We start from the raw sequence: 20943 nt of genomic DNA on the forward strand, positions 1-20943 counted from the left end.
ACTGTCGACGCTGGGCCATCCTCTGGCAGACTTCGCCTATCACGCGATGATGTACCACATGCCGCCGCATATCGTGGCCGGGCTGGCCGGAGCCGACATCGTCGCCTTGGGCATTCCCAGCGAGAAGGACTACGTCGCGGCCTATTGCCGGCGCACCGGGCGCAAGGACATGCCGGGTTACCGCTACTGCATGGCCTTCAACTTCTTCCGCCTCGCCGCGATCTTCCACGGCATCAAGGGCCGCGTGATCCGCGGCACCGCAGCCAACGCACAGGCAAAGGAACGCGCCGAGGCCTTTCCAGAGCTCGCCCGGCTCGCGCTGCAGGCCTCGCGCGGAGAACTGGGCTGACAGGGAAGGGGCGCAAATGCGCCTCCCCCGCGTTTTCTTGACTTTCCCGGCCCATCTGCCTATTGGCCGGCCTTTCCGAACCAGCAGATTCTTACGGAGTGCCCATGGCGCGCGTTACTGTCGAAGATTGCGTCGACAAGATTCCCAACCGCTTCGATCTCGTCCTGCTTGCCGCACAGCGTGCGCGTGAGATCTCAGGTGGTGCGGAGCTGACCGTCGACCGCGACCGTGACAAGAATCCGGTTGTTGCCCTGCGCGAGATCGCCGAGCAGACGGTTCGTCCCGCCGAGCTCAAGGAAACGCTCATCACCTCGATGCAGCGCGTCCTGCCCGACGACGATGACGAGATGGACGATGTCGGCTCGCTCAGCCAGTCGGCCGAGGCCCTGCGGATCACCGCTTCGGCGCCGACCCGCAACACCTCGATCGGCGGCGATTACGACGGCTGACGGTCTAAGGTTGACTGGGACAGGTTGACCGGCAAGTCTCTGCGGGGTGAGTGGAAAGAAACGTACACTGCCCCGCATAGCCGGCAGCACCAGTGCCAGATCATCCGGGAGGGCGAAGCCCTCCGGTGCGACAATCGCCATATACAGTGTCAAGGGCGGCGTAGGTAAGACCACCTTCGCCGCCAATCTTGCGTGGTGCGCGGCCAACTTGTCCGGGCATCGAACCCTGCTGTGGGATCTCGATGCAGCCGGTGGCTCGGCCTTCCTGTTCGACCTTGAGCCCAGGGGATCGCGCCATGCCGAGGATGTGTTCTCGAAAGAAGAATCTCCCGAGCGGCTGATCCAGCATACCCCCATCGATGGCATCGACGTTCTGCCGGCCGACGAGAGTCTGCGCGCGCTCGACACCAAGCTCATCCAGATCGGCAAGCGCAAGCGTCTCGCCAAGCTTACCGCGCAGTTGGCGACCGACTACGATCGTATCATCCTGGATTGCCCGCCGGTAATGAACGAGGTGAGCGCGCAGGTCGTGCGCGCAGCGGATCTCGTCATCGTGCCGTTGCCGCCATCGCCGCTTTCGTCGCGGGCCTTCGATCTCGTGGTTCGGGAGATCGCGGGCAATACCCGCAAGCATCCGCCGATCCTGCCGGTACTCTCGATGCTCGACCTGCGGCGCGGGCTGCACCGCGAAGTGCTCAAGGAGCATCCGAACTGGCCTGCCATCCCCTATGCCAGCGTAGTGGAGCAAAGCGCGGTTCGCCAGCAGCCCGTCGGGGCTTTCGCGCCCCAGAGTCCGGCTGCGAAGCAGTTCGCGCTCTTGTGGAATGCGATCGAGCGCAAGCTGGCTGAACGCCGCAAATAGGCGGTCGGGCCGAAGCGGGCAGGCAAGCAAAAGGGGCGGTGAGTATCTCTGCTCGCCGCCCCCTCCTGCATTTTCCCGAGGGAAAACCGCGGTATGCTATCCGCTGGATCAGGCCCCTTGCGGCGCTGTGCCTCCGGAGAAGCGCTTGCCGGCCTTGGGAATCGAGGACCCGGCCACGCGCGCGGGCTTGCCCTTGCCGCTCGGCTCGCTTGGCCGGTCGATCTCGCCGGTATCCATGAGCTGCTTGATCTCGTCGCCAGAGAGCGTCTCGTACTCGAGCATGGCGTTGGCGAGCAGATGCAGTTGCTCGTTCTTCTCGTTGAGGATCTGCGTGGCGCGCGCATGGGCCGTGTCGACCAGCAGGCGGATCTCGCTGTCGATCAGCTTGTTGGTCTCGTCGGAGGCCATCAGTCGATGCGAGCCGCCCATGCCGAGGTAGCCTTCCTGCTGCTCTTCGTACTGCAGCGGGCCGAGCTTGTCGGACATGCCCCACTTGGTGACCATGTTGCGGGCCAGGCTGGTGGCATACTGGATGTCCGACGAGGCGCCGCTGGAGACCTTGTCGTGTCCGAAGATGATTTCCTCGGCGACGCGGCCGCCCATCGCGACCGAGAGGTTCGCGAGCATCTTGTCACGGTGATACGAGTAGGAATCGCGTTCCGGCAGGCGCATGACCATGCCCAGCGCGCGGCCGCGCGGGATGATCGTTGCCTTGTGGATCGGGTCCGAAGCTTCTTCGTTCAGCGAGACGATCGCGTGGCCGGCCTCGTGATAGGCGGTCATCTTCTTCTCGTCGTCGGTCATGACCATCGAGCGGCGTTCCGCGCCCATCATGACCTTGTCCTTGGCGTCCTCGAATTCCTGCATGGCCACGAGACGCTTGTTGCGACGCGCGGCAAGCAGGGCGGCCTCGTTGACGAGGTTGGCGAGGTCCGCGCCCGAGAAGCCCGGCGTACCGCGGGCGATGACGCGCGGATTGACGTCGGGGGCAAGCGGCACCTTCTTCATGTGCACTTCGAGAATCTTCTCGCGGCCCTCGATGTCCGGAACCGGCACGACGACCTGGCGGTCGAAGCGGCCCGGGCGCAGCAGCGCGGGGTCGAGCACGTCCGGACGGTTGGTCGCGGCGATGATGATGATGCCTTCGTTGGCCTCGAAGCCGTCCATCTCGACCAGCAGCTGGTTCAGCGTCTGCTCGCGCTCGTCGTTCGAATTGCCGAGGCCATGGCCGCGGTGACGGCCCACGGCGTCGATTTCGTCGATGAAGACGATGCACGGTGCGTTCTTCTTCGCCTGCTCGAACATGTCGCGTACGCGGCTGGCGCCCACGCCCACGAACATTTCGACGAAGTCCGAACCGGAGATGGTGAAGAAGGGAACGCCCGCTTCACCCGCGATGGCGCGGGCGAGCAACGTCTTGCCGGTACCGGGCGAGCCGACCAGCAGCGCGCCCTTGGGGATCTGGCCGCCGAGCTTGGAGAAGCGCGAGGGATCGCGCAGGAACTCGACGATTTCCTCCAGTTCCTCGCGCGCTTCGTCAATGCCCGCGACGTCTGCAAAGGTAACGCGGCCCGACCGTTCGGTGAGCAGCTTCGCCTTCGACTTGCCGAAGCCCATCGCACCCGAGCCACCGCCTTTCTGGACCTGGCGCAGCGCGAAGAACGCAATGCCGACGATCAACAGGAAGGGCAGGGTCTGGGCCAGGATGTAGACCAGCAGGTTGCCTTCCTCGGGCGCCTTGCCGGCATACTTGACGTCATTGGCCTGGAGCAGCTGCGTCAGGGTGGTGTCGCCAGGAACTGGCACGGTGGAGAATGTGTCGCCGTTCTTCATCTGGCCATCGATGCGTTCCTCGCCGATCTCGACCGCCATCACGCTGCCTTCGGCAACCTTGGCGCGGAAATCGGAATAGGGAATCATCGGGCCAGCGTCGCTGCGCGAACTGAACATGGAAACCACCATGAGCAGTGCAAGGAAGATGCCACCCCAGACGAGGAGGCTCTTGACCCAGGGATTGCCGTTGGGCTGGTCGTCGTTCATTGTCGGATAAACCGTCCTTTCGTCCGCCAATGTAAGCGCGCATGGCTGAATCGCAAGTTAGCGAAGCCGTATAGACTGATCGAATCGACAGGTCGTTGCAGGCAGTTGGCCCGCCTCGTGTCAAAGAGGGCCATTCTCCGGCGCTCGCATCTGCGATGCAGGTAGAACCATCGTCATCCGCGCGCCATCGAAATGGGGCGCAGAACCGTGGTTTTCCAGGATCATCCGGCCCTCGAGTTGCTGGCTGAGCAGCCGCGAGATGCGCAGGCCCACGCTGTCCGCCTTTTCGAGGTCGAACCCGTCGGGCAGACCGGCGCCATTGTCCTCGACAGAGAGGAGGATGTCGTCGTCCCGCTGGAGGACCTTCACGAGAATCGTTCCGCTCTCGCGCTCGCAAAGCCCATGCTCCAGCGCATTGGCCACCGCTTCCGAGAGAATCAGGGCAAGCGGAACGGCAGTTCCGGGCCTGAGAACGATACCGGAGTCCGCTTCGATGTTGCACGCGATCCCGGGCCTGCCGTTGGAGGCCATCAACTGGCCCACGACTTCGCGGATGAAGCTGTCGAGCGGCATGAGATCGCCATCGGGGCGGTAGAGCTGGCGCTGGATTCGCCCGATCACCTGCAGGCGCGAGACGGCGTCGGACAGGGCGTTGCGTGCGCTCGGCTCGTTCAGTCCGCGCAGCTGGAGGGACAGGACCGCCGCGATCATCTGCAGGTTGTTACCGACCCGGTGCTGCATTTCCTGAAACAGCAGTTCGCTGCGATCGGCAAGCCGCCCGCGCTCTTCTGCCAGCTCACGCACGTTCTCCCGTGCATCGAGCAGCCTGCGGTTCGCGGCCTGCATCAGGTGGACGAGGCCGATGTCGACTGCGACCACACCGCCATAGAACAGCAGCGCGGTTACGGTTCCGCTGTCGCCGTGGAAGGAGAGACGCGGAGGGATGAAGAAATACCACGCGAACAGGCCGCAGAGCACGGCCGCGACGATGCCCGGGCGCGGGCCGAACAGGAACGAGGTGATGATGACAGCCGGGAAGAACGTCAGATAAGGGTAGCCCGGAGGGAAAGCGCCATCGAGTTCCCAGCGCAGCAGCAGGGCCAGCAGGCACAGCGCAAGCGTCACGCCATATTGCACCGGCGGCATGCCGCTCAGCAGCGGCAGGCGTTCGGTGAATCGGCTGATCTTGCTCAAGTCAGTCCCCATGGGGTTGGCAGGGAACGGTCCTGCCGATCCGGGCTGCTTATCTCTCTTGCGGTCATTGCCAGGGCGATTCGCATTGAGGTCCCTTGCATCGAATCGTCCAGCTTCAAGGCGATAGACGCTTGAACGCAGATCAAGTTCCAGAAAGGCATGTTCGTAGCCCGACGCTGGCAAGAGGGCAAACCGGCGCTTCCTGTTCGATTTCATGGATTTAACTGAGGGGGCTGAGACGGGCTCGCAGCGCAAAAGGTTTGAAGGTAATGCGCCCGGGGGCGACAGGGACAGGTGCTTTCGGGCAGCTTGAAAGTTATCGCTTCGGTCTTCAATTCGTCCCGCCCCGGTAAAGGAGCAGTTGAGTCATGTTGTCGTCCAGCCGGGTCCATCCCGTCTATGCGCAGATGGAAAGGACCGTGTTCGACCGGATGTCGGCGCTCGCGCGCGAAACCGGGGCGATCAACCTGGGGCAGGGCTTCCCCGATGGTCCCGGTCCCGCACCGGTGATCGAGGCGGCGGTGCGCGCCTTGCGCGAGAAGTCGAACCAGTATCCTCCCGGCGTGGGCTTGCCTGAACTGCGCGAGGCGGTTTGCGGCTATTACGCGCGGCGTCAGGGGCTTGAGGTCGATCCTCAGGATGTGACCGTAACTTCCGGAGCGACAGAGGCAATTGCCGCATCGCTGCTGGCGCTCGTCCAGCCCGGAGACGAGGTCGTGCTGTTCCAGCCGGCCTACGATGCCTATGCGCCGATGGTCCTCAGAGCGGGGGGCGTGCCCGTTTCGGTGCCTCTGGTGCCGCCTCATTTCCGTTACGAGATTTCGGCAATAGAGGCGGTGCTGACCGAGCGGACACGGCTGCTGATACTCAACGATCCGCTCAATCCGGCAGGGACCGTGGCGAGCGAGGAGGCACTGGCGGCGATTGCGCGCCTTTGCGTCGAACGCGAACTCATCGCGATCTGCGACGAAGTCTGGGAGGAGGTGCGCTTCGACGCGAAGCGCCATCGTTCCCTGATGCAGCTCGACGGCATGGCCGAGCGCTGCGTGAAGATCGGCTCGGCAGGCAAGATCTTTGGCGTGACGGGCTGGAAGATCGGCTGGATGATCGGCAGGGGCGATGTCGGCCATGGGCTGGCCAGGGCCCACCAGTTCCTGACTTATGCGAGCGCACCGCCGCTTCAGTGGGCCGTGGCCGAAGGTCTTACCCTGCCCGACGCGATGCTGGACGATCAGCGCGCTGCATGGGCCGCTTCGCGCGCTAGGCTCATGGCCGGGCTGGACCGCGCCGGATTCGCCGTTCTGCCCAACCAGGCCACCTGGTTCCTTTGCGTCGACCTGGCGGCTTCGGGACTGCCCATTCGCGACCGCGATTTTTCAGAGCGCGCGATCCTCGAGGCTGGCGTCGCCACGATCCCGGTTTCCGAGCTCTACGAAGGCGAGGGCAGGCCCGAGCACATCGTGCGCTTCTGCTTTACCAAGCCTGACGCGATTCTCGACGAGGCCGTAGCGCGGCTGGCGGCGTTCCGGCTCAACCTGACCTGACGGACTGTCGCGTCAGAGCGGCCAGATCAGGGGAATCATGATCAGCGTGGTGACCGTGACCAGCGCCGTCAGCGGGAAGCCGTATTTGTAGAAGTCGGAGAAGCGATAGCCGCCGGCGCCATAGACAAGGGTGTTGGTCTGGTAGCCGATAGGGGTGAGGAAGCTGGCCGACGCGGCGAACATCACCGCGACCGCGAAGGGGCGCGGATCGACGCCCAGCGCCTGGGCAAGATGGATCCCGATGGGCGTGACCACCACGGCTACCGCGTTGTTGGTGACCAGTTCGGTCAGGACCAGGCTGAGCAGGTAGATCGCCGCGAGCGCCACCATCGGGCCCATCGTTCCGAGCCAGGGGGTGGCCAGATGCACGACCGATTCGACCAGTCCGGTCTTTTCCAGCGCAGTGCCGATCGAAAGCATGGCGATGATCAGGGCAATGATGCGCCAGTCGACGGACTTGAATGCCTCGTCGGGTTCGACGCACTGACAGCCCAGCACGACTGCGACGCCCAGCACCGCAAGACCTGCCAGGGGCATGAGATTGAACGAGGCGGCCACGACGATGCCGAGCATCGTGGCGACCGCGATCCAGGCCTTGTTGCGCCGGAAACCGCGGATTGTTGGCTCGGCGATGTTGACCAGCTGCTGGTCCTCGACGAGCCTGCGCAGGTCCTCCTGTGCGCCTTCGAGCAGCAGGGTGTCGCCTACCTGCAGCGGCACGTCCTCGTAGCGCTTCTGCAGATTGGTGCCCTTGCGGTGCAGCGCGATGGGATAGACGCCGTAGCGGCGGCGCAGGCGCAGGTCGGCCAGGGTATGGCCGATGATGCCCGCGCCCGGCGCAAGCAGCGTCTCGACCATGACCGAGTTGCGCGAGGACAATTGCACGACATGCGGATCGGCCGATGAATCGGTTAGAGCGTGGTCGCCGCGCTCCTTGATGGTCATCAGGTCTGCCGCCGAGGTGCGCACGACAAGGATGTCGCCTTCTTCCAGCTGGCAGTGATCGAAATCGCGCCGCAGCGACTGGTCGTCGCGCAGGACGTCGACCAGCCGGCGCTCGGAACGCGAAAGAAGATCGATCTCTCGCGGGTTCTGTCCGATGTAGGGCGAGCCGGCCTCGACGAAGATCGAGACGATGAAGCGCTTGTTTTCCCCTTGGGTGGTGAGCCCGGCAACGGTCTGGCGGTCGGGCAGGAGGCGGTGGCTGATTGCCAGCCAGATGACGCCGGCAATAGCCACGACCGCGCCGACCGGAGCGATCTCGAAGATCGAGAAGGGCGCAAGGCCCGCCTTGCGGGCGACGCCGTCCACCAGAATGTTGGTCGAGGTGCCCAGCAGCGTCACGGTGCCGCCAAGGACCGCCGCGAAGGAAATCGGCATCAGGATCTTCGATGGTGTGATCCGCAGTTCCTTGGCCAGCGCCATGCCGACCGGGATCATCATCATCACCAGCGGGGTATTGTTGGTGAACGCCGAAAGCGTCGCGATCGTCGCGAGGAAAACCGCGATGGCCAGTGTCGGCCGCCGCTTGCCCAGCCCGGTGATCTTGCTGGCCATCAGGTCCAGCGCGCCGGTGCGCACCATGGCGGACGAGACGATGAACATGCAGGCGATGGTCAGCGGCGCTGGATTGCCCATCGAATCGAGCAGGTCGTCGGTCGAGAGAACGCCCAGCAGGAGCAGGACGGAGACCAGCACGAGAGCGACGACTTCGGGCGCGGCCACCTCGAATGCGAAGGCCAGGAACAGCAGCAGCAGGAGCACGGCCATCACGGCCGGCGAACCCGCATCGATTCCGAAGATCATCGTTATCCCTGTTCTACACGCCGCACCCGGGAATGCATTCCCCGGGGCGAGGAGTTACCGGCAAACCGCCGATGCGCAAGAAAAGAAAAGTTTTCACAGGTGATGCGCAATTGCTGGTCCACGCGCGGGGCGGGGTCAATCGAGGGGCCAGCGGAAGGCGAGGGATCTGTCCCCGGTAACCTCGCCAGTGGCGGAAAAGCTGCGTTCGTGGATCAGGCCATGCCCGCTTCGCGTAATAGTCACCACGGTGCTGCAGCGGGTGCCATAAGTTTCGTTTCGGATGAAAATCGGTGCAAATTGCGGCTCGGGCCCGTTCTCGATCGGTGCCGTTTCGGCGGGCGGCGTATCCGACCGCAGGCTGGAGAGCAGCGGTGCGATCTCCGCAGCGGATTGCTTCAGCCACGCCGCGAGGGCTTGTTGCAACTGGACTGTCTTGGGCCATGGAACGTCGAAGCCGCCGTTCGACAAGCCGTGAATCCCGCGCGTCAGGCGGCGGCTCTCCAGACGTGGGTAATTGGTGTGGAACCGAGCTTCGCCGTGGTCGGCCTCGACCAGATTGAAGGCATTCATCTGCCCCAGGCCCTCCGCATCCCGGCCTTCGAGCAGGTCGGTGACGAGTTTCCCCCGGCTCGGCCTGCCGGGACGGGAACCTTCCGGCACGCGGAAGTTGGTGAGCAGCGCAAAGCGGCCCGCCTCGCTGAGGCCGAGCCAGGTCCCGCCCCCCAGCAGGTCCTTGCCGGCAATGATCCCGCTGCCATCGTTCCAGGGGGCGAGCGGAGCGGCCGGACGGGCGTGAAATTCGTCCCGGTTGCCAATGGCGACAAGGAGCCAGTCGGGGTGAGCGTCCCAGGCGATGGCGGCGACGCACATCTCAGATCAGGCCTTTGGCGCGCAGGCTGACGTGGCCCTCGCGGCCGATGACGACATGATCGTGGACCGTGACGCCGAGCAGCCTGCCAGCCTCGGCGATGCGGTTGGTCACATCGATGTCGGCGCGGCTGGGCTCGGGTGAGCCGGACGGGTGGTTGTGGACGATGATCAAGGCCGTCGCGCCCAGGTCCAGCGCTCGCCGGATCACTTCGCGCGGGTGGATCGCGGCCTCGTCGATCGAGCCTTCGCCGACGAGATCGTCGAGGATCAGCATGTTCTTCGCATTGAGGTAGAGCACCCGTACGCGTTCGAGGGTGAGGTGGGCCATGTCGATGGTCAGGTAGTCGATCAGGGCCTGCCACGATCCTATGACCGGCGCCTCGCGCACTTTCTGCCGGGCCAGCCGCGTGGCGGCGACTGTGGCGATACGCAGGGCGACGGCACTCGCCTCGCCCATGCCCGGATGCGCGGCAAGCGTGCGCGGCGCAGCCTGCAGAACCCCCGCCAGAGAGCCGAAGCGCTGGAGCAGGCTGCGCGCCAGCGGTTTCATGTCGCGGCGGGGAACGGCCTGCATCAGGAGGAGTTCAATGACCTCATGATCCGCCAGAGCCTCGTCCCCGCCCTCAATCAGCCGCCTTCGAAGGCGCGCGCGATGACCGGCCGGATCGTTGCCGCCCGCCTTGGTGCTTTCTCGCGGGGCCTCGTCATGCGCCATTCCGTCGCCGGAATCGGTGCCGCGTTCATCGAAGAGTGGGGCTTGGTCTGGCATATCCTGCACAAACAATTGCCTTTCCGGCACGGCCAGCGCAAGTGATGGAGCGGATGGCGCAAGACGAAGACCAGCCTGTCGAAGGAATCGAGACACCTGAACCGCTACCGGGCGAAGCCCGGCGGCGACGTCGCTGGCGCGCGCCGCTGGCAGGCGTTCTGGCGCTTGCCGCGGTGGCCGGCGGTACCGTCTGGCTCCTGCGTGAGGACATTGCCGACAACTTCATTGCGAGCCAACTCGATTCGCTGGGCCTGCCCGCACGCTACGAGGTCGTCAGCATCGGTCCCTCGGAACAGGTGATCCGCAACCTGTCGATCGGCGATCCGGACAGGCCGGATCTGACCATCGAGGAAATTCGCGTCCGGACGCGCCTGAACTGGGGCATTCCCGGGATCGGCCGGATCACAATCGTCAAGCCGCGCCTTTACGGTACGATGCATGGCAATCGTCCCAGCTTCGGCACGCTCGACAAGGTGCTGTTCACGGGAGGCAAGGAACCTTTCGCGATGCCGGACTACGATCTGAAGATCGTCGACGGACGCGGCCTGGTCGAGAGCGAGCATGGCCGGATCGGGGTTCGGATCGCAGGGCAAGGGCCTTTGCGCGGTGGGTTCGCAGGCGAACTGGCGGCAGTGGCGCCCGGCCTGACCATGGCTGGCTGCGAGACCGGCAAGGCCAGTCTTTACGGCAAGATTTCGATAGCCTCGCAAAGGCCGCGCTTCGCCGGGCCCTTGCGGTTCGCGAGCCTCGATTGCGCGGATCAGGATCTGGCGCTCGCCAACTCCGCAGCGAAGATCGACTTCACTTTCGACAAGGCGCTCGACGGCGGTGAAGGCAGCATCGGCCTGACGGCCGGGAAGGGCCACTACGCCAGCAACCGCTTCGACGGGGCTTCGGGCAAGGCGCAGGTCAGCTATCGCAAGCAGACGCTCAACGCCCGCTACGATTTTACCGCGCGCGGTCTGGCGACGCCGCAGGCGCGGATGGCCAGCCTGGGGATAGACGGCCGGGTGCGTTCGAATGCCGGCCTTGCGCGGATCGATGTCGAAAGCGAACTTTCGGGCAAGGGGCTGGCGCTTGGCGCACAGCTCGACCGGACCCTTGCCGATGCCGCGCATTCGGGCGAAGGCACTTTTCTGGGGCCGGTGGCAAGCCAGGTCCGCAAGGCGCTCCGGCGCGAGACGCGGGGGAGCACTCTCGAAGCGAGCCTGATCCTGCGGCACTCGCGTGAGGGTATCAGCCTCGTCGTCCCGCGCGGCTCCGTGCGGGGCGGCAGCGGCAAGGCCTTGCTGACGCTTTCGCGCGTGCAGGCCATGTTCTCCGGAAGTGCGCCGCGCCTGACCGGCAATTTCGCGACTGGCGGGCAAGGCCTGCCGAGGATCGCGGGGCGCATGGAATCCGGCGACAATGGCGGGCTTTCGATGCATGTCGAAATGCCCGAATACCGCGCGGGCGACACGCGCCTTGCCCTGCCCGCGCTCGATCTGGTGCAGGCGCCGGGCGGCAGTCTCGGCTTTACCGGCAGCGCCCGATTGACCGGCGCCTTGCCGGGCGGGAGCGCCGAAAACCTGATCCTGCCGATCCATGGCGACTGGGCGGCGAACGGGGATCTGAGCGTCTGGCCGCGGTGCACGACGATCGGTTTCGACCGTCTCGCCTTTGCCAACCTGACGATCGACAAGCGGAGCCTGCAAGTCTGCCCTGCCGCGGGAGGCCCGGTCTTGCGTAGCCGGTCCGGCCGATTCGAGGTGGCTGCCGGCGTTCCTTCACTCGATCTCGCCGGACACCTCGGCGAAACCCCGATCCGCCTCTCCAGCGGAGCCATCGGCTACGCCCAGAAGGGATCGAATCCCGGCGCCGTCTCGGCCGAAGCACTCGATGTCGAACTGGGGGCTGCTGACAGCGCTTCCCGGTTCAGGGTGACCCACCTCGATGCGCTCGTGGGCAAGGATATCGGCGGGAAGTTCGATGAGGCGGACGTCGCGCTCTATGCCGTGCCGCTCGACCTTCATCAGACGGCCGGGGACTGGCGCTACGCCGATGGTGTCCTGACCATCGACAAGGCGAGCTTCACGCTGGTCGACCGCGAGAAGGTGGCGCGTTTCGAGCCGGTTGTCGCCCGCGACGCCACCTTGCGTCTTGCCGACAATGTGGTCACTGCCCAAGCGGTGATGCGCGAGCCGCGCTCGGATCGCGAGGTTGTGCGAGCCGACATTGTTCACAATCTCATGGATGCCAGCGGTCACGCGGACCTGACGGTCAGGGGGATCACTTTCGACAAATCGCTGCAGGCGGACACACTGTCCCATCTCGCGCTGGGTGTGGTCTCTAATCTCGAAGGATCGGTGCAAGGCACCGGTCGCATCGACTGGAACGAGGCGGGCGTGAGCAGCCGCGGTCGCTTTGCAACCGATGGCGTGGACTTCGCCGCCGCCTTCGGCCCGGTGAAGGGGCTTTCCGGCGAAGTGCGCTTCACCGACCTGCTCGGCCTTGTTACGGCACCTGACCAGAAGCTCAGGATCGCCTCGATCAACCCGGGCATAGAGGTGAACGACGGCGTCCTCTCCTTCGAGATGAAGCCCGACTATCTGCTGGTGGTAAACGGTGCGCACTGGCCGTTTATGGACGGCACGCTGACGCTGGAACCTGCACGCATGCGCATCGGCGTTGCCGAGACGCGCAACTACACGCTCAAGGTGACCGGGCTCGACGCGGCGACTTTCGTCCAGCACCTCGATCTCTCGAACATCAATGCATCCGGCGTGTTCGACGGCGAACTGCCGCTGGTCTTCGACGAGGACGGCGGACGGATCGAGAACGGCTACCTCAAGTCGCGCGAGCCGGGCGGCAATGTCTCCTACATCGGCGCGCTGACTTACAAGGACCTCTCGGCGATGGGCAATTTCGCCTTCAATGCCCTCAGGTCGGTCGACTACAAGAGCATGGAGATCGGCCTCGGCGGATCCCTCTCCGGCGAGATCGTGACCCGTATCAGCTTCGACGGATTGAGCCAGGGGGCAGGGGCCAAGAGCAACTTCCTGACCAGGCAGGTTGCCAAGCTGCCGATTCGCTTCATTCTCAACATCAAGGCGCCGTTCTTCAGCCTGTTCGGCTCGATGCGCTCGCTTTACGATCCGACTTATCTCACCGATCCGCGAACGCTCGGTCTGATCGACCGGGACGGGAAAGTGAGGCCGCAGCCTCCATCCATCGCCATTCAGCCTCCAGTCAGCGAGAATAATCCATGAAATCCTGCGAATTGACCGGAAGCGTTCCGGCTGCAACATACCCCGCCATGTTCGGCCGAGGGGAGTTGACGATGCAGCAGGGAAGGCCCCGGTCCGGCTGGCGCGCCGCATGCGCCGCGATGGTGGTGTTGGGCACGGTCCCGGCGCTTGGGGGGTGCATCAATGTTTCCGCGCCCGACAAGCCGATCGTGATCGAGCTGAACATCAACATCAGGCAGGAAGTGATCTACAAGTTGGCGGCGGATGCAGCCAATACGATCGACGAGAACCCGGAGATTTTCTGATGGCAAGTCTGTTCCGCAAGTCTGTCGCCGCAATCGGCATCGCCGGTGCCATGTTGGCGCTGGGCGCCGGTAGCGCGGCTTTCGCCCAGAATCGCGACCCGGCCTACGCCGCCGCGCGCGCTGCGGGGCAGGTGGGTGAGCAGACCGATGGTTACCTCGGCGTGGTCGGCAATGCGTCGCCGGACGTTCGCGCCATGGTCAAGGACCTCAACAACAAGCGCCGCGCCGTCTACACCGAGAAGGCCGCAGGCAAGAGCACGATCGAGGAATATGCCTTCGCGACCGCGTGCCGCCTGATTCTCGAAACCAGGCCCGGTGAAAAGTATCAGGCGCCCGATGGCTCCTGGAAGGTCCGCGACGGCGGTGCACCGGTACGCGATCCGCGCTGCCCGTAATTCTTTTCCGGGCGGCCTGTCCGGCCAGGAATTCGCGATTCGAATTGGTGAAGGGACTGCAAGGTAAACGCGCCTTGCAGTCCCTTTCGATTTGCACGATGCCCGGTGTATCGCCGATGCGCTATTGTTCCGGCATCGGCAATTGGTACTAGGCTTCTTGCGCGCTTTCCGCAGATGCGCTTCGATACTGCGTCTGCAACTGAAGAGTGCCACGCGCGGTACGGTTGACTCGGCAAATCCCCCACCCTAAGGGGGCGGCGCCCTCGGCGGGCAGCCGTTGATTGTGTCGATCGAACCGGGTTGAGTGCACGATAGAGTGCAAACACGAAGGGGGAAGGCATGAGCGACGAGCCAAACGCACGGGACCCTGTCGGTGAGGACGCCCGCATCGATTCGCTGGACGAAAGGCTCAAGGCCCTTCGTGAGCGGGAAGAGCAGCGTCACAAGCCGGTTGGAGGCGCGGAATCGGATGCGAGCTATCGCGCCGGAAACCGCGTCCTGGCCGACTTGCTGGGAGGTGTTGCCGGTGGCTTGTTCCTTGGCTGGGTGATTGATCACTTTGCCGGGACCTCGCCCTGGGGACTGTTGGTGATGTTGTTCTTCGGAATCTTCGTCGCCTTCAGAAATATTATAAGGAATTCGAACCAGCGCCCGAATTGACCCAACGGGGGGTGAACAGGGCGCTGTCGTTCATTGGCGACAGGGAAATTCGCGTGGCAGCCGAAGCGAAGGTCGATCCGATGCATCAGTTCAGCATCCAGCCGTTGTTTGGCTCGGATGGCTGGAATATCGCGGGTTACAACATCGCCTTTACGAACAGTGCGTTGTGGATGGCTATCGCCACCGTCGCCCTGCTGGTCTTCGTTGCGGGTGGCGCCAAGCGCCAGCTCGTGCCGGGTCGCTGGCAGATGGCGGTCGAGACCTTCACCGGTTTCGTCGATGGAATGCTGGCCGCCAACGTCGGCCCCAACGGCAAGAAGTACGTTCCGTACATCTTCTCGCTGTTCATGTTCATTCTCTTCGCGAACTTCCTTGGCTTGCTGCCGCTCGGTGTGATCGGCCTGCATCCCTTCACGTTCACCAGCCACTTCTCGGCCACCGGCGTGCTCTCGATCCTGTCGTTCTCGATCGTGCTCATCGTCGGCTTCGTGAAGCACAAGCTGCACTTCTTCTCGCTCTTCGTGCCGCACGGCACGCCCGTGGTGATGGTTGTTCCGATCTTCTTCGTCGAACTCATCTCGTTCCTGGTGCGTCCGTTCAGCCTTGGCCTGCGACTTTTCGTCGCCATGATGGCCGGCCACGTCCTGCTCGAAGTGCTTTCGAGCTTCGTGATCAGCTCGGGCAACGCCAACATCGGCCTGTTCGCCATTGCCGGCCTGCCCAGCTTCGTGCTGATGGTCGGCATCTGCGCGCTGGAACTGCTCGTGGCCGGCATCCAGGCCTACGTGTTCGCTCTTCTCACCTGCGTCTATCTGAACGACGCAGAGAACCTTCACTGATTTTATCCTTCAAGTTTACCAAAGGGAGTTTTTGAAATGGACGCAGAAGCTGCAAAGCTGCTTGGTGCTGGTCTCGCCGCGATCGGTTGCGGTCTCGCTTCGATCGGCGTGGGTAGCGTTTTCGCCAAGTTCCTCGAAGGCGCGCTGCGCAACCCGGGTGCTGCCGACGCGCAGCAGGGCCGTCTCTTCATCGGCTTCGCCGGTGCCGAGCTTCTCGGTCTGCTTTCGTTCGTTGTTGCCGCGCTGCTGATCTTCGCCTGATCGCGCGCAAACCCCGCACCGGCCGCCAACGCCCTTTGGTGAAGCGGCCGGCTCGCGGGGGCAAGTTTTTTACCGGCCACCTCGAGACAGGGCTGACCAATGCCTCAGATCGAACAGCTAGCCGCGACCTATTCCAGCCAGATCTTCTGGCTGCTGGTCTTCTTCGGTTTCACCTTCTTCGTCGTCGGACGGGGCATGGTGCCGAAGGTGATGGATACGGTTGCGCAGCGCGACAAACAGATTTCCGACGACCTCATCGCTGCAGAGCGCGCGCGCAAGCAGGCCAATGAGGAAGAGGAAGCATGGCGCGTGCGTGAGAACACCAATCGCGCCGAGGCTCAGGCCCTGATCGCCGAGGCCCGCACCAAGGCCGCTGCCGCTACCGATCAGCGTCTTGCCGCCGCCCAGTCCGTGATCGACACGAAGCTGGCCGAAGCCGAAGCCCGTATCGCGGAGGCCCGCAAGTCGGCTGCCGCCGAGATCGAGGACGTCGCTGCCGACGCCACCCGCGATATCGTCAGCCGCATCGCCGGCCTGTCTCTCGACGATGCCGCGGTTCGTGCGACCGTGAAGGAGAACCTGGTCCATGGCTGAGAACGTCTCCCCCGCGGTCGAGCAGGGCCTTGCCCACGAGGCCGCTGAAGTCACCGGAGCCCAGGACACCCACGCCGCCGTGGAGCACCATGCCGAACCTCTGCTACTGGGCGTTGCCCCGCCGGTAGCGGTCGTCAGCTCGGCAATGATCGTGCTGATCCTGATCGCCCTGTGGAAGGGACTGCCCAGGATGATCGCCGGCGGCCTCGATTCCAGGATTGCCGACATCAAGGCGCAGCTCGAAGAGGCCAAGGTCCTTCGCGCAGAGGCGGAAGCCCTGCGCAAGGAGTATGCCGACAAGATCGCCAACGCCGAAAAGGACGCGGCGGCGATGATCGATCACGCCCGGCACGAAGCCGAGGCGATCGTCGCCAAGGCTGAGAAGGACTCCGCCGATGTGATCGTGCGGCGCGAGAAGATGGCGCAGGACAAGATCGGTGCTGCCGAGCGTGCTGCCGTGACCGACCTGCAGAACCAGGCCGCTGCCGCTGCTGCCGCTTCGGCCCGAATACTGATCAAGGCGAACCATTCGGCCACTGCCGACAAGGCATTCGTAGATCAGGCCATCGGCTCTATCTGAGCCCGGCTCCACGATCTAAAAACAAGAAAGCCCCTGCCTTCGCGGGGGCTTTTTTGTTGTCCGTACCCGGGCCGTTTCGCAGCGGGATCGGCGCCACACTCACGTTATCCCCGAACTGGTTGGGGCTTCTGTTTTTCCGCTGCTTCTTCCCGAACGGGCAGGCTTTCGGATCAAGATCGGGGTGACGACAGGCAACGGGATACGCGCACCAGCCTAGTGGATCACCACGGCGCTGATGCGGTGGTAGAATGGCCTGTGCGGTGTACGGCCATGGCTGATGTTGTCGAACAGGCCCACGCCGACGCTGGGCAGGAGCGACTGGATCAGGCGGACTTCCTCGACCTGCCGCACATCGATTCGAACGTGGAGCTGCCCGTCGAAGTCGAAGCTGACATCGGCATTGGGCGGACAGACTTCGCGAAGCATTACCAGCAGCTTGCCAAGCTCGGCGGTCACGTCAAACGACGTAGCGGGCTCGGGGAGCCGCTCTCCTTCATCGGTCAACACGCGTAAAGATCGTGCCATTTACGCCTCCCTGTTTCTTGTTTCCCGATTGGATCAAACAAGCGAAAGCAAGGAAAGCGGCAAGATGGCGTAGTCTCAAATTGGTATCCAAGTCTCGTGAAGCGTTAATCGCTGCCGCAAGCGGCCCGGCGCGCTGACATGCCCCTGGCCTTGCCGGAGGCGCGCCGAACCCGAAGGGGCGGCATCACCCCCTGAAATCGTCCTTGGCGCGCCTGAGGGCCGCAAACGTGGCCACGGCATCGCCGCCCCCCCAACGGGCCTGCATCCGGGGATTGTCGGCGCGCAGGAAGGGATTGGTCGCCAGCTCGCGTTCCAGCTTCATCGGTACAGTGGGCTGATCGTTGGCGCGGTGTTTCAGGATCTCTTCGACATAGCCGGCAAGCTCGGCGTTGTCGGGATCGGCATGGACCGCGAACTTTGCGTTGGCGGCAGTGTACTCATGTGCGCAGTAGAGCATGGTTTCAGCCGGCAGGGCCTTTACCCGCTTGAGGCTGGTCCAGAACTGCTCCGGGGTCCCTTCGAACATGCGGCCGCATCCCAGGGCGAACACCGAATCGCCGACGAAGGCCATCCGGGCACCGGGCAGATGATATGCGACGTGGCCGAGCGTGTGGCCTCCGACGTCGATGACGCAGGCCTTGCGGTCCCCGATCCTGATGACATCGCCTTGGCCGACCATGCGGTCGATCCCCGCGATCTTGTCGGCTTCCGCCTTGGGGCCAGTGACCGAGCAATTGGTGACGCGCTTGATCGTCTCGTTGCCGCCGGCGTGGTCGGGGTGCCAGTGGGTGTTCCAGATCTGCGTGATCTGCCAGCCCTTCTTGCCGGCCTGGCGCAGGTACTCGTCGGCATCGGGCGTGTCGATGCAGACGGTTTCCTCGCTATCGTGATCGTGCAGCAGGAAGCCGTAGTTGTCGGACAGGCAGGGAAACTGGTGGACTTCGAGCATCGGGATCTCTCCTGCGGATCAATGTAGCGACGATGTCCGTAATCTGAAGCCCTGCACAAAGCAAAGGCCCGCCCGGATCGCTCCGGACGGGCCCTTGGTGATGTGGTTACGGTGTCCCGGACGGGACGCCCGAGAATCAACGATTCTTGAGCGCTTCGCCAAGGATGTCGCCGAGCGACGCACCCGAGTCCGACGAACCGTACTGCTCGACCGCTTCCTTCTCTTCGGCCAGCTGACGGGCCTTGATCGAGAAGTTCGGCTTCTTCGAGCGGTCGAAACCGGTGACCATGGCATCGACCTTCTGGCCGACCTGGAAACGGTCCGGACGCTGTTCGTCGCGGTCGCGGCCGAGGTCCGAACGCTTGATGAAGCCGGTGGCGCCATCTTCGCCGGCCTGGACTTCCAGGCCGCCGTCGCGGACTTCGAGAACGGTGACGGTGCAGGTTTCACCGCGGCGCAGAGTGCTGCCAGCAGCGGCGATGCCGGCGGCCGGAGCACCGCGCTCAAGCTGCTTCATGCCGAGGCTGATGCGTTCCTTCTCGACGTCGACGTCGAGAACCACGGCCGAGACCTGCTCGCCCTTGCGGTGCAGGGCCAGGGCGTCCTCGCCCGAGATGCCCCATGCGATGTCCGACATGTGGACCATGCCGTCGACGTCGCCGTCCAGGCCGATGAACAGGCCGAATTCGGTGGCGTTCTTGACTTCGCCCTCGACCTGCGAGCCGACCGGGTGCTTCTCGGCGAAGGCTTCCCAGGGGTTCTGCTGAGCCTGCTTGAGGCCGAGCGAGATGCGGCGCTTGTCGGAGTCGACCTCGAGCACCATGACTTCGACTTCCTGCGAGGTCGAAACGATCTTGCCCGGGTGGACGTTCTTCTTGGTCCAGGACATTTCGGACACGTGGACGAGGCCCTCGATGCCCGGCTCCAGTTCCACGAAGGCGCCGTATTCGGTGATGTTGGTGACGGTGCCGCTCAGCTTCACGCCGACCGGGTACTTGGCGGCTGCGCCTTCCCACGGATCGCTCTCGAGCTGCTTCATGCCCAGCGAGATGCGCTGCGTTTCGCTGTTGATGCGGATGATCTGGACGGTGACGGTGTCGCCGATGTTGATCACTTCGCTCGGGTGGTTGACGCGCTTGTAGCTCATGTCGGTGACATGGAGCAGGCCGTCGATGCCGCCCAGGTCAACGAACGCACCGTAGTCGGTGATGTTCTTGACGACGCCGTCGATGACCTGGCCTTCGCTCAGCTTGTCGATCAGCTCGCTGCGCTGTTCAGCGCGGGTTTCTTCGAGGACGGCGCGGCGCGACACGACGATGTTGCCACGGCGACGGTCCATCTTGAGGATCTGGAAGGGCTGCGGCACATCCATGAGCGGGGTGACGTCGCGCACGGGGCGGATGTCGACCTGCGAGCCGGGGAGGAACGCAACGGCGCCGTCGAGGTCGACGGTGAAGCCGCCCTTGACGCGGCCGAAGATCACGCCTTCGACGCGCTTGCCTTCGCCGAATTCGTTTTCGAGCTTGTCCCATGCGGCTTCGCGGCGGGCGCGGTCGCGCGACAGCATCGCTTCGCCTTCGGCGTTCTCGACGCGGTCGACATAGACTTCGACTTCGTCGCCGACCTTCAGGCCGTGCTCGGCTTCACCGCGCGCGAATTCGCGCAGCGGCACGCGGCCTTCGCTCTTGAGACCGACGTCGATGACGGCCTTGTCGTTTTCGATGGCGGTGATGGTACCCTTGACGACGCGGCCTTCGAAACCGTCATCGGCGACGCCGCCGAGCTGGTCGTCAAGCATTTTCGCGAAATCGTCGCGAGTCGGATTGGCAGAAGTAGCCATTATCAGGTCTTTCCTGTTCAACGATTTTTCCGGCCAGGCGGTTGAATCCGCCGGTCTTTTCTCCGCTCATCGCCCCATGCGACGACCGGGCCAAAGGGCCGAACTGCCGCGGCGGCCGAATGCCGGTCACGGCGTCCTCAAGGCCGCAAGGACCCATCGGACCGGCGGCCACTACGCCCCGGGGGGGTAAAATGCAAGGGAAATGGGGCCTCGCGCGGCCTTCAGGCGTGGGCGCGATCCATGGCCGCATCGACGGCGGCGATGGCCGCGGCGATGGCCTCTTCGCGGCGCAGGCTGGAGGTGTCGATCAGCACTGCGTCATTCGCCGCCACGAGCGGCGAATCCGTGCGATTGCGGTCGCGCTCGTCGCGCGCGGCAAGGTCGGTGGCAATGGCCTCCAGCGAGACCGCGCGTCCCTGGTCCTGCATTTCGAGGAAGCGGCGCTGGGCGCGGGCTTCGACCGAGGCGTCGATGAACAGCTTGGCGTCCGCCTCGGGAGCGATGACGGTGCCGATGTCGCGGCCGTCGAGCACGGCGCCGCCCTTCTGCAGGGCGAATGCGCGCTGGCGTTCGTAGAGCGCGCTGCGCACCGGCGGGTGGATCGAAACGCGGCTTGCAAGGCCCCCGGTCGCTTCGGAGCGCAGTTCGGGATCGTCGAGCAGGCTGTCGGGGAAGGCGCAGGCGGCAAGGGCGGCTCCGGCATCGTCGGGGTCGCCGCCGTTCAGCATGACCTGGCGGCCCACCGCACGGTAGAGCAGGCCGGTATCGAGATGCGGCAGTCCGAAGTGAGCGGCGAGGGCCCTGGCAATGGTGCCCTTGCCCGAGGCGGTTGGTCCGTCGACGGCAATAATCATGGCGCTGCCTTTGGCCTTTCACGCGAGGCTA

General features: G+C 64.3%; 20 protein-coding genes and 1 pseudogene. 12 read left to right on the forward strand and 9 right to left on the reverse strand.

What is annotated here, in order from left to right; genetic code table 11:
• The 3 genes and pseudogenes from J3474_RS02480 to J3474_RS02490 all read left to right on the forward strand — a co-directional run.
• Positions 1–349 (forward strand): annotated as a pseudogene (locus J3474_RS02480) (phosphotransferase family protein); the annotation flags it as partial.
• 104 nt (positions 350–453) lie between these two features.
• The gene (gene rpoZ / locus J3474_RS02485; protein WP_007013760.1) at positions 454–798 is read left to right on the forward strand and encodes a DNA-directed RNA polymerase subunit omega; all 345 of its coding nucleotides are present in this window, start codon (positions 454–456) and stop codon (positions 796–798) included.
• A gap of 67 nt (positions 799–865) precedes the next feature.
• On the forward strand, positions 866–1660 hold the full coding sequence (locus J3474_RS02490; RefSeq protein WP_242528168.1) for a ParA family protein: 795 nt from the start codon (positions 866–868) through the stop codon (positions 1658–1660).
• A gap of 108 nt (positions 1661–1768) precedes the next feature.
• Here the strand turns inward: J3474_RS02490 and ftsH are convergent, their stop codons facing one another.
• Positions 1769–3700, reverse strand: a complete 1932-nt coding sequence (gene ftsH, locus J3474_RS02495) for an ATP-dependent zinc metalloprotease FtsH (RefSeq protein WP_007013762.1) — start codon at positions 3698–3700, stop codon at positions 1769–1771.
• A gap of 120 nt (positions 3701–3820) precedes the next feature.
• Positions 3821–4906: a DUF4118 domain-containing protein gene (locus J3474_RS02500; RefSeq protein WP_207093012.1), complete on the reverse strand. Its 1086-nt coding sequence runs from the start codon at positions 4904–4906 to the stop codon at positions 3821–3823.
• A 356-nt stretch (positions 4907–5262) separates the two neighbouring features.
• On the opposite strand from J3474_RS02500, the gene J3474_RS02505 reads away from it, so the two are divergent.
• Positions 5263–6438 (forward strand): aminotransferase, encoded by a 1176-nt coding sequence (locus tag J3474_RS02505; protein ID WP_207093013.1) that lies wholly within the window; start codon positions 5263–5265, stop codon positions 6436–6438.
• Positions 6439–6450: 12 nt separating this feature from the next.
• Here J3474_RS02505 and J3474_RS02510 read toward each other — a convergent pair whose 3' ends face one another.
• The 3 genes from J3474_RS02510 to radC all read right to left on the reverse strand — a co-directional run bounded on the left by J3474_RS02510 (position 6451) and on the right by radC (position 9883).
• Positions 6451–8244, reverse strand: coding sequence for an SLC13 family permease (locus tag J3474_RS02510; RefSeq protein WP_207093014.1), 1794 nt, complete (start codon positions 8242–8244; stop codon positions 6451–6453).
• A 135-nt stretch (positions 8245–8379) separates the two neighbouring features.
• Entirely contained in the window at positions 8380–9114 is a 735-nt protein-coding gene (locus J3474_RS02515) for an NRDE family protein (RefSeq protein ID WP_207093015.1), read from the reverse strand.
• Position 9115: 1 nt separating this feature from the next.
• On the reverse strand, positions 9116–9883 hold the full coding sequence (radC, locus tag J3474_RS02520) for a DNA repair protein RadC (protein WP_207093016.1): 768 nt from the start codon (positions 9881–9883) through the stop codon (positions 9116–9118).
• 53 nt (positions 9884–9936) lie between these two features.
• On the opposite strand from radC, the gene J3474_RS02525 reads away from it, so the two are divergent.
• From J3474_RS02525 to J3474_RS02560, 8 genes are all read left to right on the forward strand, one after another.
• Positions 9937–13131 carry a YdbH domain-containing protein gene (locus J3474_RS02525; protein ID WP_207093017.1) on the forward strand — a complete coding sequence of 1065 codons (3195 nt, stop codon included), beginning with the start codon at positions 9937–9939 and terminating at the stop codon, positions 13129–13131.
• A 71-nt stretch (positions 13132–13202) separates the two neighbouring features.
• A complete protein-coding gene (locus J3474_RS02530; RefSeq protein ID WP_013832664.1) occupies positions 13203–13415 on the forward strand; it encodes a YnbE family lipoprotein in 213 nt (70 codons plus the stop codon).
• On the forward strand, positions 13415–13810 hold the full coding sequence (locus J3474_RS02535) for a YdbL family protein (protein WP_207093018.1): 396 nt from the start codon (positions 13415–13417) through the stop codon (positions 13808–13810). Before J3474_RS02530 ends, J3474_RS02535 begins: the two co-directional genes overlap by 1 nt.
• 339 nt (positions 13811–14149) lie before the next feature.
• Positions 14150–14470 carry an AtpZ/AtpI family protein gene (locus J3474_RS02540; protein ID WP_007013773.1) on the forward strand — a complete coding sequence of 107 codons (321 nt, stop codon included), beginning with the start codon at positions 14150–14152 and terminating at the stop codon, positions 14468–14470.
• Positions 14471–14523: 53 nt separating this feature from the next.
• Positions 14524–15309 carry a F0F1 ATP synthase subunit A gene (locus J3474_RS02545; RefSeq protein ID WP_013832666.1) on the forward strand — a complete coding sequence of 262 codons (786 nt, stop codon included), beginning with the start codon at positions 14524–14526 and terminating at the stop codon, positions 15307–15309.
• A gap of 36 nt (positions 15310–15345) precedes the next feature.
• A complete protein-coding gene (locus J3474_RS02550; protein WP_007013775.1) occupies positions 15346–15570 on the forward strand; it encodes a F0F1 ATP synthase subunit C in 225 nt (74 codons plus the stop codon).
• A 99-nt stretch (positions 15571–15669) separates the two neighbouring features.
• Positions 15670–16164 carry an ATPase gene (locus tag J3474_RS02555; protein WP_207093019.1) on the forward strand — a complete coding sequence of 165 codons (495 nt, stop codon included), beginning with the start codon at positions 15670–15672 and terminating at the stop codon, positions 16162–16164.
• A complete protein-coding gene (locus J3474_RS02560; RefSeq protein WP_083835203.1) occupies positions 16157–16744 on the forward strand; it encodes a hypothetical protein in 588 nt (195 codons plus the stop codon). Before J3474_RS02555 ends, J3474_RS02560 begins: the two co-directional genes overlap by 8 nt.
• Positions 16745–16957: 213 nt before the next feature.
• Here the strand turns inward: J3474_RS02560 and J3474_RS02565 are convergent, their stop codons facing one another.
• The 4 genes from J3474_RS02565 to J3474_RS02580 all read right to left on the reverse strand — a co-directional run bounded on the left by J3474_RS02565 (position 16958) and on the right by J3474_RS02580 (position 20912).
• The gene (locus J3474_RS02565; protein ID WP_232512673.1) at positions 16958–17269 is read right to left on the reverse strand and encodes a hypothetical protein; all 312 of its coding nucleotides are present in this window, start codon (positions 17267–17269) and stop codon (positions 16958–16960) included.
• Positions 17270–17453: 184 nt separating this feature from the next.
• Positions 17454–18218: a hydroxyacylglutathione hydrolase gene (gloB, locus tag J3474_RS02570; protein WP_207093020.1), complete on the reverse strand. Its 765-nt coding sequence runs from the start codon at positions 18216–18218 to the stop codon at positions 17454–17456.
• A 136-nt stretch (positions 18219–18354) separates the two neighbouring features.
• On the reverse strand, positions 18355–20058 hold the full coding sequence (gene rpsA / locus J3474_RS02575) for a 30S ribosomal protein S1 (protein ID WP_007013780.1): 1704 nt from the start codon (positions 20056–20058) through the stop codon (positions 18355–18357).
• A gap of 221 nt (positions 20059–20279) precedes the next feature.
• Complete coding sequence (locus J3474_RS02580) at positions 20280–20912, reverse strand: d(CMP) kinase (RefSeq protein ID WP_207093021.1); 633 nt, start codon at positions 20910–20912, stop codon at positions 20280–20282.
• Positions 20913–20943 lie beyond the last annotated feature (31 nt).

It is taken from the genome of Novosphingobium sp. PY1 (genome assembly GCF_017312445.1).
Classification (GTDB): Bacteria; Pseudomonadota; Alphaproteobacteria; order Sphingomonadales; family Sphingomonadaceae; genus Novosphingobium.

Bases quoted from the DNA above. Each gene is read 5' to 3' on its own strand.
- J3474_RS02500 (WP_207093012.1), bottom strand. From the start codon at position 4,906: ATGGGGACTGACTTGAGCAAGATCAGCCGATTCACCGAACGCCTGCCG.
- J3474_RS02560 (WP_083835203.1), top strand. From the start codon at position 16,157: ATGGCTGAGAACGTCTCCCCCGCGGTCGAGCAGGGCCTTGCCCACGAG.
- radC (WP_207093016.1), bottom strand. From the start codon at position 9,883: ATGCCAGACCAAGCCCCACTCTTCGATGAACGCGGCACCGATTCCGGC.
- ftsH (WP_007013762.1), bottom strand. From the start codon at position 3,700: ATGAACGACGACCAGCCCAACGGCAATCCCTGGGTCAAGAGCCTCCTC.
- J3474_RS02515 (WP_207093015.1), bottom strand. From the start codon at position 9,114: ATGTGCGTCGCCGCCATCGCCTGGGACGCTCACCCCGACTGGCTCCTT.
- J3474_RS02525 (WP_207093017.1), top strand. From the start codon at position 9,937: ATGGCGCAAGACGAAGACCAGCCTGTCGAAGGAATCGAGACACCTGAA.
- rpsA (WP_007013780.1), bottom strand. From the start codon at position 20,058: ATGGCTACTTCTGCCAATCCGACTCGCGACGATTTCGCGAAAATGCTT.
- J3474_RS02550 (WP_007013775.1), top strand. From the start codon at position 15,346: ATGGACGCAGAAGCTGCAAAGCTGCTTGGTGCTGGTCTCGCCGCGATC.
- J3474_RS02530 (WP_013832664.1), top strand. From the start codon at position 13,203: ATGCAGCAGGGAAGGCCCCGGTCCGGCTGGCGCGCCGCATGCGCCGCG.
- J3474_RS02510 (WP_207093014.1), bottom strand. From the start codon at position 8,244: ATGATCTTCGGAATCGATGCGGGTTCGCCGGCCGTGATGGCCGTGCTC.
- J3474_RS02555 (WP_207093019.1), top strand. From the start codon at position 15,670: ATGCCTCAGATCGAACAGCTAGCCGCGACCTATTCCAGCCAGATCTTC.
- J3474_RS02565 (WP_232512673.1), bottom strand. From the start codon at position 17,269: ATGGCACGATCTTTACGCGTGTTGACCGATGAAGGAGAGCGGCTCCCC.
- J3474_RS02580 (WP_207093021.1), bottom strand. From the start codon at position 20,912: ATGATTATTGCCGTCGACGGACCAACCGCCTCGGGCAAGGGCACCATT.
- rpoZ (WP_007013760.1), top strand. From the start codon at position 454: ATGGCGCGCGTTACTGTCGAAGATTGCGTCGACAAGATTCCCAACCGC.
- gloB (WP_207093020.1), bottom strand. From the start codon at position 18,218: ATGCTCGAAGTCCACCAGTTTCCCTGCCTGTCCGACAACTACGGCTTC.
- J3474_RS02505 (WP_207093013.1), top strand. From the start codon at position 5,263: ATGTTGTCGTCCAGCCGGGTCCATCCCGTCTATGCGCAGATGGAAAGG.
- J3474_RS02535 (WP_207093018.1), top strand. From the start codon at position 13,415: ATGGCAAGTCTGTTCCGCAAGTCTGTCGCCGCAATCGGCATCGCCGGT.
- J3474_RS02540 (WP_007013773.1), top strand. From the start codon at position 14,150: ATGAGCGACGAGCCAAACGCACGGGACCCTGTCGGTGAGGACGCCCGC.